The 13,035-nt window shown below is 70.7% G+C and carries 9 protein-coding genes; 8 read left to right on the plus strand and 1 reads right to left on the minus strand.

Annotated features, from left to right (window positions below; translation table 11 throughout):
• Positions 1 to 6 precede the first annotated feature (6 nt).
• The gene (locus tag OV287_RS49725; RefSeq protein ID WP_267541120.1) at positions 7 to 876 is read left to right on the plus strand and encodes a hypothetical protein; all 870 of its coding nucleotides are present in this window, start codon (positions 7 to 9) and stop codon (positions 874 to 876) included.
• Here OV287_RS49725 and OV287_RS49730 read toward each other — a convergent pair.
• Positions 830 to 3,532, minus strand: coding sequence for a GAF domain-containing protein (locus tag OV287_RS49730; protein WP_267541121.1), 2,703 nt, complete (start codon positions 3,530 to 3,532; stop codon positions 830 to 832). The genes OV287_RS49725 and OV287_RS49730 overlap by 47 nt on opposite strands.
• Positions 3,533 to 3,741: 209 nt before the next feature.
• Here OV287_RS49730 and OV287_RS49735 point away from each other — a divergent pair, with 209 nt between their 5' ends.
• The 7 genes from OV287_RS49735 (at position 3,742) to OV287_RS49765 (ending at position 12,970) form a co-directional block, all read left to right on the plus strand.
• Positions 3,742 to 4,218 (plus strand): chemotaxis protein CheW, encoded by a 477-nt coding sequence (locus OV287_RS49735; RefSeq protein WP_373371884.1) that lies wholly within the window; start codon positions 3,742 to 3,744, stop codon positions 4,216 to 4,218.
• Positions 4,215 to 5,681 (plus strand): CheR family methyltransferase, encoded by a 1,467-nt coding sequence (locus OV287_RS49740; RefSeq protein ID WP_267541122.1) that lies wholly within the window; start codon positions 4,215 to 4,217, stop codon positions 5,679 to 5,681. Before OV287_RS49735 ends, OV287_RS49740 begins: the two co-directional genes overlap by 4 nt.
• A complete protein-coding gene (locus OV287_RS49745; protein WP_267541123.1) occupies positions 5,678 to 6,307 on the plus strand; it encodes a chemotaxis protein CheW in 630 nt (209 codons plus the stop codon). The genes OV287_RS49740 and OV287_RS49745 overlap by 4 nt, the downstream gene beginning before the upstream one ends.
• A complete protein-coding gene (locus OV287_RS49750) occupies positions 6,304 to 7,953 on the plus strand; it encodes a methyl-accepting chemotaxis protein (RefSeq protein WP_267541124.1) in 1,650 nt (549 codons plus the stop codon). Before OV287_RS49745 ends, OV287_RS49750 begins: the two co-directional genes overlap by 4 nt.
• Before the next feature lie 2 nt (positions 7,954 to 7,955).
• Positions 7,956 to 10,103 carry a hybrid sensor histidine kinase/response regulator gene (locus OV287_RS49755; RefSeq protein WP_267542577.1) on the plus strand — a complete coding sequence of 716 codons (2,148 nt, stop codon included), beginning with the start codon at positions 7,956 to 7,958 and terminating at the stop codon, positions 10,101 to 10,103.
• On the plus strand, positions 10,100 to 11,158 hold the full coding sequence (gene cheB / locus OV287_RS49760; RefSeq protein ID WP_267541125.1) for a chemotaxis-specific protein-glutamate methyltransferase CheB: 1,059 nt from the start codon (positions 10,100 to 10,102) through the stop codon (positions 11,156 to 11,158). Before OV287_RS49755 ends, cheB begins: the two co-directional genes overlap by 4 nt.
• Before the next feature lie 132 nt (positions 11,159 to 11,290).
• Positions 11,291 to 12,970 carry an ATP-binding protein gene (locus OV287_RS49765; RefSeq protein ID WP_267541126.1) on the plus strand — a complete coding sequence of 560 codons (1,680 nt, stop codon included), beginning with the start codon at positions 11,291 to 11,293 and terminating at the stop codon, positions 12,968 to 12,970.
• The last annotated feature ends 65 nt before the right edge of the window (positions 12,971 to 13,035 follow it).

The following is a 13,035-nucleotide window of genomic DNA, read 5'->3' on the forward strand; positions in this document are numbered from 1 at the left end:
TGATTCATGAGTCCGAGAAAACTGATTGTCGTCACTGCCCTCGCGCTCTCGAGCTGCATACGAAAGTGGGAGCCCTTCTCGACACGGCCGGAGCAGGACAGGACCGTCATCTTCCCGCTGTCCGTCGGAAGTGGCCTTGTCGAGATCAAGCCCCAAGAGGAAACGTATGAATTGGATGGCGAGGTGCTGCGTGCGCTGATGATCGTCTCCAATGACCTCTTTCCTCCAGACACCTCCAAACTGGAGCTGCCGTGCAGGTTCAAGCCGCAGGCCCATACGTTCCGGTTCACCCGTCGGGGAGACGTCATCTTCGTCTACGTCAACGAAGATCTCGCCTACTGCGGCCGCACGACTCACGCGCTGGATTCAGGCGCGAAATACGCCATCAGCAAGGACGGTCGCATCCTCCGGCGCGTCCTTGATGGGCTGGACGAGGATGATCACGTCTGGAGTCTGGAGACCCCCGATGGCGGGAGGGTGACGGTCGTCACGGAGTCGGGAGACAGCCCCACCCTGGAGGATCTGGACAGGCCCGACAGTGGAGTCCTGATGGTCACCACCGAACCGGTGACCATGCCCGACGTAATCGTCATCGAGCCGATCCCGGGTTTTGTGCCAATCCCAGAGAGTCCCGACTTCCCGCTCGGCAACACGATGTCTCCCTTTGATGACGCGGGGACGTGGCAGTGGCGGGCCGGCAAGCGCGTTCCAGTGACCCAGGAGTCCCCATCCTCGCCTTCCCCCGACCTGGATGGAGGAACTCCCGACACAGGCCCGGACGGGGGAACGCCTGATGGAGGCACACCTGGAGACGCCGGGCCCGGACCCCTCAGTGCACCCCCGTCCCCGCCGGATGCCGGGGCAGCCGCACCGTGAAGGTGGTGCCCTCCTCCTCCGTGGAGCACACCGACACCTCGCCCCCGTGCGCCCGCACAATCTGATCCACGATGTAGAGCCCCAGCCCCAGCCCCGACGTCGACGTCGGTGACTGCGCCTCCCCCGCGAACCGCTGGAAGGGCTCGAAGATAGAGCCAAGCCGCTCGGGCGGAATCGGCGTGCCCTCGTTCTGTACCTCCAGCCGCACGAAGCCTTCCTCCCCATACAGCGAGAAGCACACCCGCGACTCCTCGGGACTGTAGTCGAGCGCGTTCTTCCCCAGGTTGATGAGCAGCTGCGAGAGCCGGTCCGCGTCCCACTCGCCCTGCAAGTCCCCCTCGACCTTCAGGTCCACCTCCCGCCCGGGCCGTCCCGCCTCCAGCTCCTCCACCACCTCCCGGCACAGCGCCGCCAGCTCCACCTCCCGCGGGCTGATGGGAATCCCGCCTCCCAGCCGCCCCCTCGCGAAGTCCATCAGGTCTGAAATCATCCGCTTCATCCGCTCGGCGCTGGCGATGATGCGGCGCGCTCCCTTCACGTGCCGCTCCCCCAGGTCCTCCGAGCGCAGCAGCGCGTTGGCCGACAGCAGGATGGCGTTGAGCGGGTTGCGCAGGTCATGCGAGACGATGCTCATGAAGCGCTCGCGGAACTCCGCCGTCCGGCGCAGGTGCTCCTCCGCGCGCTTCTGCTCCGTGATGTCCACCACCACCACGCCCAGCCCAGCGACGGTGCCATCCGCATCTCGGACCGGGTAGTAGCTCGCCAGCCAGTGGCGCCTCATCCCGGGCCGGGCAGGCGTCTCCCCCGCTATCTCCGCGTCCACTACCGGCTGGCCCGTCTCCATCACCCGATGCAGGAGGGGCTCCACCTGGGGCGCAATCGCCGGCAGCACCTCGCGTATCGTCTTCCCCAAGTGCTCCTGGGGAGAAACCCCGTTGATCTGGGCCAGGTGCTCGTTGAGCCGCACGTAGCACAGCTCCGTGTCCCAGAAGCCCAGGCCCACCGGCACCGTCTCCATGATGGCGTCCAACCGGGAGAGGGCATCCTGCGCCGAGGTGCGCGCCCGCCGCTCGGCATCGTAGAGGCGCCCGCGCTCCAGCGCCTGGGCACACTGGCCCGCCACCACGCCCATCCAGGCCCGCTCGCCCGCGGGAAACGGGTGGCGCCGGCGGAAGGACAACCCGATGGCACCGATGACCCGCCCCTCCACCCCCAACGGCAGGCAGGCGAAGGCGCCGTACTCCTCCATCCTGGGGTGGTCCCTCCATTGAGGGTAGTCCGCCAGCATCGCCTCCAGCGACTCGTAGAAGAGAGGGGCGCCCGTACGTACCGCGTCGCGGTACATGACGGGGGCATCGGACGGAAAGTGTGTCCAGTCGCGAGTCTCGTCCTCGGAGTAGCCGGTGGCCTCCAGCATGTCGAACCACTGGCCGTCCTCCGACAACAGCCCGAGCGACCCCCCTGCGGCCCCCAGCGCCCGCACCGCCTTCTCCACCACGACGTGGGCCACCTGCGCGGTGGTGAGCGCCTGCGACAGAGCGGCCGTCACCTCCTGCAGACGCTTCGTGCGCGACTCCTGCTCTCGCAGCCGCTCCAACGCCCGCTCCGCCTGCTCCCGCGCCTGACGCTCCCTCGCCGCCAGCTGCGCCTGGAGAATGAAGGCGGTGGCCCGGCTCACCATCGAGCCGAAGAGCAGCTTGTCCTCGTTGGAGAAGTCGAAGGCGGTGCGGCTGCCCATCAGCGCCACGCCCAGCGCCTCTTCCCCCTGCATCAGAGGAATGCCATACAACCCTCGCGTCCGCTGGCTCCGAAACACCCCCGACTTCACCTGCGAGGACGTGGCCGCCGAGCGCAGCGCCATGGGACACCGCTCGGCGGCGATGCGTCCTGCGAAGCCCTCACCCAGGTGCACGAAGAAGCCGGAGGCCACCAGTTCCTCCAGCCCCACCGAGGCACGTGCCCGGAGCACGTCCCCCTCGCGCAACAGCAGCGTCACCGAGTCCACCGCCGAGGTGGCCTCCAGCATGACGCGCAGCAGCTTCGGGAGGATGGTGTCCAGGTCCTCCGTCCCCAGCGCCGACTGGGAGATACGCTCCAGCACTTGGAAGGTGTGCTCGCGCGCCCGGGCATGGCGCGCGACGGCGGCACCTACCAGCGCGTCGAAGGCCCGGTTGAAGCGCTCCAGCTCCCCCAACACCGCGGCCAGCCCCTGCCCCCCACGGTGCTCCAGGTGCTCGGCGTACAGCCGGAGGATGCTGGCACGCAGGGCCGAGTACTCGCCCGACACCTCCTCCAGGTCATGGCCCAGGTCCAGCCGATCCAGCACATCGAGCCGCGGCGTCTCCGCCCACTCCCCCGAGGCGCCCTGGTGGAGCGCCTCCATCATCACCGCCATGCGCTCGAGCAACACCGGGAGATGGGCCCCGAGCCGGGGATAGGGCAGGCCCCGGGTGCTGGGCAGCAACCGCACCGCCCGCTCCCAGTCCTCCAGGATGTGGGCGCGATGCCCCCGGATGAAGTCGTGGAGAGGGAGTTGCTCAGGTGTTTCCAGCGGTGTTGGGTGCTCCGCCATGCCCTGAAGATGGAGCAGCCCCCAGTCGAGAGGCTGCCACCCCACCCTGAGGGCCGGGAAGCTCCCTCCCAGAGCGGCCAGCACTCCCGGCCATCCCCCTCCTCCGCGCCGCCCGGACGCGCAGCCTCCGCCCTCACCTTCCAACGTGACACCCGCCCAGCGGACTGTGCCACAGCGGATAGATGAGGCCGGGCTCGCGCGACGTCCACCAGACGTCAAGTCTTCCCGTTGCCCCTCACGCGGGCGGCCACGGCGAGCAACCAAGGCCTACACTGTGCACTCTTGGGAGACGCATGGTGATGCCGCAGCCCCGGGAGGTTCTCCTCTTCACACTGGAAGGGCACCGCTACGCCCTCCCCTTGGAAGACGTGCGTGAGTTGCTCCGAGCCGTGCGCCTCACCCCCTTGCCCCAAGCCCCCGCCGTGGTGGAAGGGCTGCTCAACCTGCGCGGTGAGCTGCTCCCCGTCCTGGACATGCGCCGCCGCTTCCGCCTGCCTGCCCGCCCGCTCTCCTCCTCGGACCACTTCGTGGTGGCCCAGGCCGGCCCCCGCCGCGTCACCCTGCGGGTGGACCGGGCCGAGGGCCTGCTCTCTTTGGAGGCGAACCAGCTCGACGCCGCCCCCAGCGAGCTGCCAGGCGTGGGCTACGTGGCCGGTGCCATCAAGCTGCCCGATGGGCTCGTGCTCCTGCATGACCTGCGCACCTTCCTCTCGGAAGCGGAGGCGCTCGAGTTGGGGGAGGCGCTCGCGAAGGAGGGAGCCCGGCAGTGAGCGGTGACAGCCCTCAGGACTGGCGGCACCCCGGCTACGTCGCCGTCATCGACCTCGTTGCCGCGCGCGCCGGCCTGCTGCCACCGAGCTGCCCGCCCGCCGCCATGGAGGGCATCGACCGGGCCATGGCCCGCGCGGGCCTGTCCGACTTCCCCACCTACCTGGCTCGGCTCGAAGCAGAACCCGCCATGCTGGACGACCTGCTGGTGGAGCTCACCATCGGGGAGACGTACTTCTTCCGCACCCCGGAGCACTTCCGTTTCGTGCGCTACCAGGTGCTGCCGGACGTGCTGCGCCGGCGGGGCCCGGGACACGTGGTGCGCGTGTGGAGCGCCGGCTGCGCCTCGGGCGAGGAGCCCTACTCGCTGGCAGTCCTCCTGATGGAAGAGGGCTACGGGGAGCGGATGGAGGTGCGGGCCACGGACGTGTCACGCGCAGCGCTCGCTCGGGCCCAGCTGGGAAGCTACAGCGAGTGGTCCCTGCGCGGCTCCGAAGCCCGCCACATGCGGCCCTTCCTGCTCGCGGAGGGCAAGCGCTACAGGCTCGTCCCCCAGGTGCGCAACCGCGTCCACTTCGGCTACCTCAACCTCGCCGACGACACGTGGCCGTCCCATACCCAAGGCCTCTGGGGCATGGACCTCATCTTCTGCCGCAACGTCCTCATCTACTTCAACCGCCCCACCATCGAAGCAGTGGCTCGCCGGCTCCACGCCTCGCTCGCCGAAGGCGGCTTCCTCATCGCCGGCCCCTCGGACCCGCCCCTCAACACCTTCGCCCCCTTCGAGACGATCCTCACCGACTGGGGCCTCGTCTACCACCGGACCGCCCCAGGCCAGGCTCCGTGGGCTCACTCCGTCCGCCACGCGCCCCCACCCGCGCCGCGGCCCGTTCCCACGCCCCCGCCCGTCGCCTCCACGCCGCCCATGCCCTCGCCGCAGCCAATGCCAGAGTCTCCGTCGCCCCTGGGATTGGAGGGAGCGAAGCGAGCCCTCGCGCTTGGAGACTGGGGCGAAGCGGCACGGCTGGCCGCGGCGCACCCGGAGGACGCGGAAGCAGAGGCCATGGCGATCCGAGCCCTGGCCAACGTGAATCCGCTGGCCGCCGTGCGCGCCTGTACCGAGGCCATCAGGCGCCACCCGCTCGCCGTGGAGCTGCGCTACCTGGAGGCCATGTTGCTGCTGGGGCTCGGCCGCCTCGCAGATGCCGAGCGCGCTGCACGCCAGGCCATCTACCTCGAGCCCTCTCTGGCCGTCGCCCACCTCATGCTGGGCCATATCCTCCGGCGCCAAGGAGACACCGAGGGGGCCCGGCGCGCCTTCCGCACCGCCGAGTCGCTGTGCGCCACGCTGGCCCCGGACACCCTGGTGCCCCTGGCCGACGGCGAGCGCGCCGGCCGCCTGGCGGAGGTGGCCCGTGAGGAGCGCACCCGGTTGGAAGCAGTTCGCGAGGAGACACGTGAATGACAGGAGGCGATGACTCGAAGGGCGGCGGGTTGGACTGGGCCGCGGCTTACAAGCGGCTGGAGCGGCTCGCCTCCACCACCGAGGCCGCCACCTCGGTCGACCCCGTGCGAGAGGCGGCGCTGCTCGACGAGCGCGCGCGGGCACTGGCACGGCCCCTCGAGCACCAACGCCAGGCGGGCCCGCTGCTAGAGCTGGTGCACTTCCGCTCCGGCGAGCAGGACTACGCCCTGGAGACGCGCTTCGTGCTGGAGGTGATGCGCGCCCCGGAGCAGCTCGTTCCCTTGCCGGGCGCACCGGAGCTGCTGCACGGGCTCACCCTGCTGCACGGCGAGGTGCTCGCGGTGGTGGAGCTCGCGCCCCTCTTTGGCCGCTCCGCGCCCGCCACCCATGGCCCCGTGCTCGTGGTGGGCCAGGGTCGGCCGGAGCTGGGCCTGCGCGCCGACGTGGTGGAGGAGGTGCTCGTCCTCGCCCGCGACACCCTCCTGGCGCCACCGCCCGCGCTCGGCGCGCAGGAGCGGACACTCGTGTCCGGCATTAGCCGTGACGGCATCATCGTCCTGGAGGCAGAGACCTTGCTGGGGGATGGTCGCCTCTTCTTCGACTTCTCCGAGGAGCGGAGCGCATGAGCATCGGGAAGAAGATCGCCGCGGGGTTCGGGCTGAGCCTCCTCGTCCTCCTCATCGTGGCAGCGGTGGCCTTTCAGGGGGCACGAGAGCTGCGGGGCGCGACCGTCCAGATGGTGGAGAGCCAGCAGACCGTCGACCGGGTGGACGAGCTCATCTCCCACATGGTGGACGCCGAGGCCCACCAGCGTAACTACCTCATCACCGGCAAGGAAGACTTCCTCACCCGCTACCGCGCCTCGGTGAGCGAGGCGAAGGCAGCCCTGCAGCGGCTGCGCGACTCCGAGAAGGACGATGCCGAGCAGAGCCGCCGCATCATGCAGGTCGAGCCGCTCTTCCAGGCCCGGCTCGACTCACTGGCCACGGGCGTCGAGCTGCGCCAGGAGCGCGGCCAGGACGCGGCGCTGGCGTACGTGTCCAGCGGCCAGGGCACGGAGCGGATGAGGCAGGTGCGCCAGCTCACCGCGGAGCTGCTCAACAGCGAGCGCGCCCTGTGGGAGAAGCGGCAGCGCGAGGCCGAGACCACGTCCGATCGCGTGCTTCTCATCATCGGACTCGGCTCGGCGCTGGGCACGGTGCTGGTGGCTCTGAGCAGCATTCGACTCACCCGCGGCATCACCGGCGCGCTGGACAAACTCGTCAAGGGCGCCGAGCAGATTGGCCGCGGCAACTTCGCCCACCGCATCGAGGTGAACTCCGCTGACGAGACGGGAGAGCTGGCGCGTGCCTTCAACACCATGGCCGAGCGCCGCCAGCAGGCGGAGGCACAACTGGCGAAGCAGGCCGAGGAGCGCGAGCACACCCTGCGGACGGTGGCTGAGTTCGTCAATCAACTGACGGCCACCACCGCCGAAATCCTCGCCAGCACCACCGAGCAGGTGGCCGGAGCCCAGGAGCAGGGCAGCGCGGTGGCGGAGACGGTGAGCACCGTGGAGGAGATCGCCCAGATGTCCGAGGAGGCCGCGGGAAGGGCGCGTGGGGTGAGCGAGTCGGCGCGCCACTCGGAGGAGGTGGGCAAGAGCGGCCGGCGCGCGGTGGACGAGGCCATCGCCGCCATGGGCACCGTGCGCGAGCAGGTGGAGTCCATCGCCTCACGGATTCTCGCCCTGGCCGAGCAGGCGCAGGCCATCGGCGACATCATCACCACCGTCAACGACATCTCCGAGCAGACGCACATGCTGGCCCTCAACGCCTCCATCGAGGCCAGTCGCGCTGGAGAGCACGGCCGGGGCTTCGCCGTGGTGGCCGCCGAGGTGAAGGCCCTGGCGGACCAGTCCAAGAAGGCCACCGCCCAGGTGCGGCAGATTCTGGGCCAAATCCAGAAGGCCACCCAGGGCGCGGTGATGACAACGGAGGAGGGAACCAAGAGCGTGGCCTCGGCCACCCGGGTGGTGACGCAGGCGGGCGCCACCATCCAGACGCTCGGCGAGCTGCTGGGGCAGGCCTCGCTCACCGCGGCGCAGATCTCGGCCTCTGCCAGCCAGCAGGCCACCGGCACCGGGCAGATACGCCAGGCCATGCGGGACGTGAGCCAGGCCACTCAACAGACGCTCACCAGCATCCGGCAGACGGAGCGCGCGGTGCAGGACCTCAACGCCATGGGCCAGAAGCTGAAGGGCCTGCTGAGCGAGTACGGGCGCGCCGCATGACGATGGACCGGGACAGGCTCGCCCAGGCGCTGATGGCCACCTTCCTCGAGGAGCTCGAGGGGCATGTGGCCGCGCTCAACCGGGACCTGCTCGCGCTGGAGAAGGCGACCTCCCCTGCGCGCTTCGGCGAGCTGATGACGTCGCTGCTGCGCACGGTGCACAGCGTGAAGGGCGCCTCGCGGGCAGTGAGCGAGGGCCTCATCGAGACGGCCTGCCACCGGCTGGAAGAGGTGCTGCTGGAGGTCCAGCGCCAGGGTCAGGCCAGCCCTGAGTTGATGGAGGTGTGCTTCACCGCCGCGGACGCACTGGACGACGCGGGACGGAGGCTGGCGCTGAAACAGGAGCTGAAGGGCTCGCCCCTGGAGGCCCTGCTACCCCGGCTGCAGGAGGCCGCGCACGCGCCCGAGTCCCCCCGCCCCGCGCCCCCGAGCCCCTCGGAGCCCCCGCCCCCACCCCCGCCCGAAACCCCAGCACCCGCCGTCCCACCGGAAGCCCCCACCACCGGCGCCGAGAGCCTGCCGGTGCGCGTGTCCGCCCAGAAGCTGGACGCGCTGCTGGCCCGCAGTGGCGAGCTGCGCGTGGCAGGACTGAGGATGGAGGGACGGGTGGAGCTGGTGGAGGCGATGCACGACGAGCTGCACCAGCTCCGCCTGCGGCTGAGGGGTACGGACGAGGCGGCGGCGCGGCGACTGGAGACGCGGCTGGCGCAGCTCGGCCGGGCACTCGCGACGGACCAGCGCATGCTGCTGCAAGCCACAGGCGGCCTGGACGAGGAGGTACGGCGCGCGCGCACCCTGCCCTTCGCAGAGGCCTGCGCGGGGCTGGAGCGCAACGCGAGGGACCTGGCGCTCGCCCTGGGCAAGCGGGTGAGGCTGGAGGTGCGGGGTGGCGCGCTAGAGCTGGACCGCTCGCTGCTGCAGGGCCTGCGCGAGCCGCTGCTGCACCTGGTGCGCAACGCGGTGGCACATGGGGTGGAGACCCCCGCGGCGCGGCAAGAAGCAGGCAAGCCCGAGGAGGGCCGAGTGACGCTGTCCGCGCGGCTGCGCGGGGGCCGGGTGCAGGTGGTGGTGGAGGACGACGGGCGGGGGCTGAACGTGGCCTCTATTCGCGAGAAAGCGCGGGCCCGCGGGCTGCCCGTGCTGGAGGATGCGGGGGACGCTCGGCTCATCTTCATGCCAGGCCTGTCCACCGCCGAGTCGGTGACGGCAGTGTCCGGCCGAGGGGTGGGGCTGGACGTGGTGCGCGCACAGGTGGAGGCGATGCGGGGCAGCGTGGACGTGGCCTTCGAGCCGGGCCAGGGCGCGCGCTTCACCCTGGACGTGCCCCTCACACTGAGCACGCTGCGGGTGCTGCTGGTCACTGCGGGCGGGCAGTCCTTCGCGGTGGCGGGAGAGAGCGTGGAGCGCCTGCTGCGGCTGGAGCCAGGGGACGTGCGCGTGGTGGAAGGCCGGCAGATGTGGGTCGCGACACGAGCCCTGGTGCCCCTGGCGCCGCTAACGACGGTGCTCGGCCTGGAGGCGAGCGCCCCGCGGCCGCGCCCTGGCGCCATGGTGCTGGCCGCGGGTGAGGTGCGCGCGGTGCTGGTGGTGGACGAGGTGGTGGCCGAGCAGGAGGTGCTCATCCGCGGCCTGGGCTCGCGCATCCGCCGCGCGCGCCATGTCTCGGGGGTGGCGGTGCTGCCGGATGGGCGCATGGCCCTGCTGCTCAACGCCGCCTCCCTGGTGCGCGCCGCCGAGGGCCGCACTGCCCCCGCCGGACTCTTCCCCGCTCCTGTCGAGAAGAAGACCCGCAGGCGTGTGCTGCTCGCCGACGACTCGATGACCACCCGAGCGCTGGAGCAGAGCATCCTCGAGGCGGCCGGCTATGACGTGCTGGCGTGCGTGGACGGGCAGGAGGCCTGGGAGCGGCTGGTGACCGAAGGAGCCGACGCCATCGTCTCGGACGTGGAGATGCCGCGCATGGACGGCTTCGCCCTCACCGAGGCGGTGCGTGGCTCTCCGCGCTTCGGCCGGCTGCCCGTCGTCCTCGTCACCGCGCGAGCCCGGCCCGAGGACAAGGCGCGCGGCCTTCAGGTGGGCGCCAGCGCCTACCTGGTGAAGAGTGCTTTCGACCAGACCCACCTGCTGGAGACCCTGAGGCATCTCCTATGAAGCCCGACAAGCTCCGCGTCGTCGTCGCCGAAGACTCCCCCACCGCCCGGCGTCTGCTGGTGGAAATCCTGCGGGCCGACCCCGCCTTCGAGGTGGTGGGCGAAGCAAAGGATGGTGTGGAGGCGGTGGAGCTCACCCGCCGCCTGCGCCCGCAACTGGTCACCATGGACATCCAGATGCCGAACATGGATGGACTGGAGGCCACCCGGCGCATCATGACGGAGGTGCCCACGCCGGTGGTGGTGGTGTCCACGCTGGTGGAGCGCGACATCCAGACGTCCATGGCCGCGCTGCGTGCCGGAGCGCTGGCGGTGCTGCAGAAGCTGGTGGGCCCGCAGGCGCCGGACTTCGAGGACGAGGCGCGCCGGCTGCGCGACACGGTGAAGGCCATGGCCGAGGTGAAGGTCATGCGGCACTGGCCCTCACGCGAGGACGGAGTCCCCAAGCGCCCCACGGTGGCTCAGCCCCGCCGAGGCAAGGCCGCGCTGCTCGCCATCGCCGCCTCCACGGGAGGCCCCGCGGCCCTGCACCGCATCCTCTCGGAGTTGCCCGCGGGCTTCCCCCTCCCCATTCTCGTGGTGCAGCACATCGCCCTGGGCTTCGCCAAGGGCCTGGCCACCTGGCTGGACAGCGTGTGCCCATTGGAGGTGAAGGTGGCCGAGGACGGCGAGGCCTTACGCCCGGGAGTGGTCTACATCGCCCCGGATGATCGGCACCTCGGGGTACGAGCAGACGGGCGTGTGGAGGTGTCCAACGCAGCCCCGGTGGGAGGCTTCCGGCCCTCGGGCACGTGGCTCTTCCGCTCGGCGACCCAGGTGTTTGGCGCTTCCCTGGCCGCTGCTGTCCTCACGGGGATGGGGCAGGACGGCCTGGAGGGTTTGCGAGAGGTACATGAAGCCGGAGGCTGGGTGATGGCCCAGGATGAGGCCACGAGTGTCGTCTACGGGATGCCGGGGGTGGCCGTGTCGGCGGGACTCGTCCATGAGGTGTTGCCACTCGGCGACATCTCCCGCCGCTTCCGGGATCTCGCCGGGGTAGAGGCCGGGGGAGCGTGAGCAGGCGCACGAATGCGCGAGCCAACGTCGCCTTCCGGACGCCTCTCGCCCGCCTGCTCTTCAAACAAGTCGGTGGCAGTTCCGGTGCTATGAAATGAAGAGGAGTCATCCGCCGCCGGTTGTGGCGTTGCCATGAGTCTTTCCCCCTCCGGATTCGAGATGGCCTTCAAGGCCCTGCCGGAACCAACCTACCTCCTGGACGAGGCGGGGCGGGTGCTGTCGTGCAGCACGGTCGGAGCGGCGGTGCTGGGAATGCCGCCAGAGCTGCTCGCTGGCCAGCACTGGGCCGGGCTGGCGCTCGGTGCCGAGGAAGGCTCGCTGCTGGAGTCAGGGCGAGGGGTGGCGATGGCCACGGGCGCTCCATACTCGGTGGAGGCGAGCTGGCCGAACGGGCGAGGCCCCCGGCCCCATACCTTCTGTTTCACGCCCATGCGGGACGGACAAGGCCCGGTGCGGGTGCTGGTGACGGTGCGAGCCCTCACGGAGGCGGAGGCCGTGCATTCGCGCGCGCTGGCGATGGAGCAGGCCGCCCGAGCCGAGGTGGAAGCCGCCGAGCGCCGACAGTCCTTCCTCTACCAGGCGATGACGACGCTCTTCGCGCACCCGCCGGACCCGCAGGGCATGTACACGCTGCTGGCGCACCTGGCGGTGCCGGACCTGGCGGACTGGTGCCTGGTGGACGCGGTGGAGCAGGGCCCCTGGGTGTCGCGCGTGGCGGTAGCGTACCTGGACCCGACGCAGTTCGAGCAGGCCCGCGCACTGACGAAACGTTTCGAGCGGCGCGAGGCCCCGGTGGGAGTGCTGCGGGTGCTGCACACGGGCGAGCCGGAGCTGGTGCCGGCGGTGACGGACTCACTGCTGCGCGCCGCCGCCTCCGAGCCCGAGCACCCGGCGCTGCTCAGCCGACTGCAGGCGCGCTCGTACATGATCATCCCGCTGAAGGCGCGGGGGCACACGCTGGGGACGGTGACGTTCGTCTCATCGGCCTCGGGGCGGCGCTACGGCCCGAGCGATCTGGCATTGGCGGAGGACCTGTGCGTGCGGGCGAGCCTGGCCATCGACAACGCGCGGCTCTTTGGCGAGTCGAGGCGGGCGACGCGGGCGCGTGAGGACTTGCTGGCGGTGGTGTCGCACGATTTGAAGAACCCGCTGGGGGTGGTGCAGCTGGCCTCGGCGCTGCTGCTGCGGGGTGCGCAGGGCAAACCGGGCAGCGAGCCGGTGCTGAAGCAGGCGGGTCGCATCCAGGCAGCGGCGGACCGGATGGGGCGACTCATCTCGGACCTGCTGGACTGGGGCCGCATCGAAGCGGGCGGGCTGCCGCTGGAGCCGTCGGAGCATGACGTGGTGTCGCTGGTGACGGAGGCGCTGGAGAGTGTGCGTCCGCTGGCGGAGGCGCGAGGGCTGCGGGTGACAGCGGAGCTGCCGGACGAGGACGTGCGGGTGAGGTGCGACCGGACGCGGGTGTTGCAGGTGTTGGGCAACCTGCTGGGCAACGCGGTGAAGTTCACCCCGGACGGTGGGCAGCTGACGGCGGGGGCGCGACTGCACCGGGGCGAGCTGTTGCTCTGGGTACGGGACACGGGCACGGGCATCAGTGCCGAGGCGTTGCCACACGTCTTCGAGCGCTACTGGCAGGCGAAGGACGCGGAGAGCCGGGGCACGGGGCTGGGGCTGTACATCGCCAAGGGAATCGTCGAGGCGCACGGTGGCCGCATCTGGGCGGAGAGCCAGTGGGGCAAGGGCAGCACGTTCACCTTCACGCTGCCGATGGCGAGCCCAGGAGCACTGAAGTCCCCCCACGCCACCGTCTAAAATAAACAACCCTGCCCCTACTTCCCCGCCCCCCTACTTCCCCCCCCTACTTCCCCTCTCCCTCC

Source organism: Archangium lansingense, from assembly GCF_026626635.1.
Taxonomy (GTDB): Bacteria; Myxococcota; Myxococcia; order Myxococcales; family Myxococcaceae; genus Archangium; species Archangium lansingense.

Excerpts from the sequence above, each read along its gene's own strand:
- OV287_RS49755 (WP_267542577.1), top strand. The coding sequence starts at position 7,956 with ATGGACCGGGACAGGCTCGCCCAGGCGCTGATGGCCACCTTCCTCGAG.
- OV287_RS49750 (WP_267541124.1), top strand. The coding sequence starts at position 6,304 with ATGAGCATCGGGAAGAAGATCGCCGCGGGGTTCGGGCTGAGCCTCCTC.
- cheB (WP_267541125.1), top strand. The coding sequence starts at position 10,100 with ATGAAGCCCGACAAGCTCCGCGTCGTCGTCGCCGAAGACTCCCCCACC.
- OV287_RS49735 (WP_373371884.1), top strand. The coding sequence starts at position 3,742 with ATGGTGATGCCGCAGCCCCGGGAGGTTCTCCTCTTCACACTGGAAGGG.
- OV287_RS49765 (WP_267541126.1), top strand. The coding sequence starts at position 11,291 with ATGAGTCTTTCCCCCTCCGGATTCGAGATGGCCTTCAAGGCCCTGCCG.
- OV287_RS49745 (WP_267541123.1), top strand. The coding sequence starts at position 5,678 with ATGACAGGAGGCGATGACTCGAAGGGCGGCGGGTTGGACTGGGCCGCG.
- OV287_RS49725 (WP_267541120.1), top strand. The coding sequence starts at position 7 with ATGAGTCCGAGAAAACTGATTGTCGTCACTGCCCTCGCGCTCTCGAGC.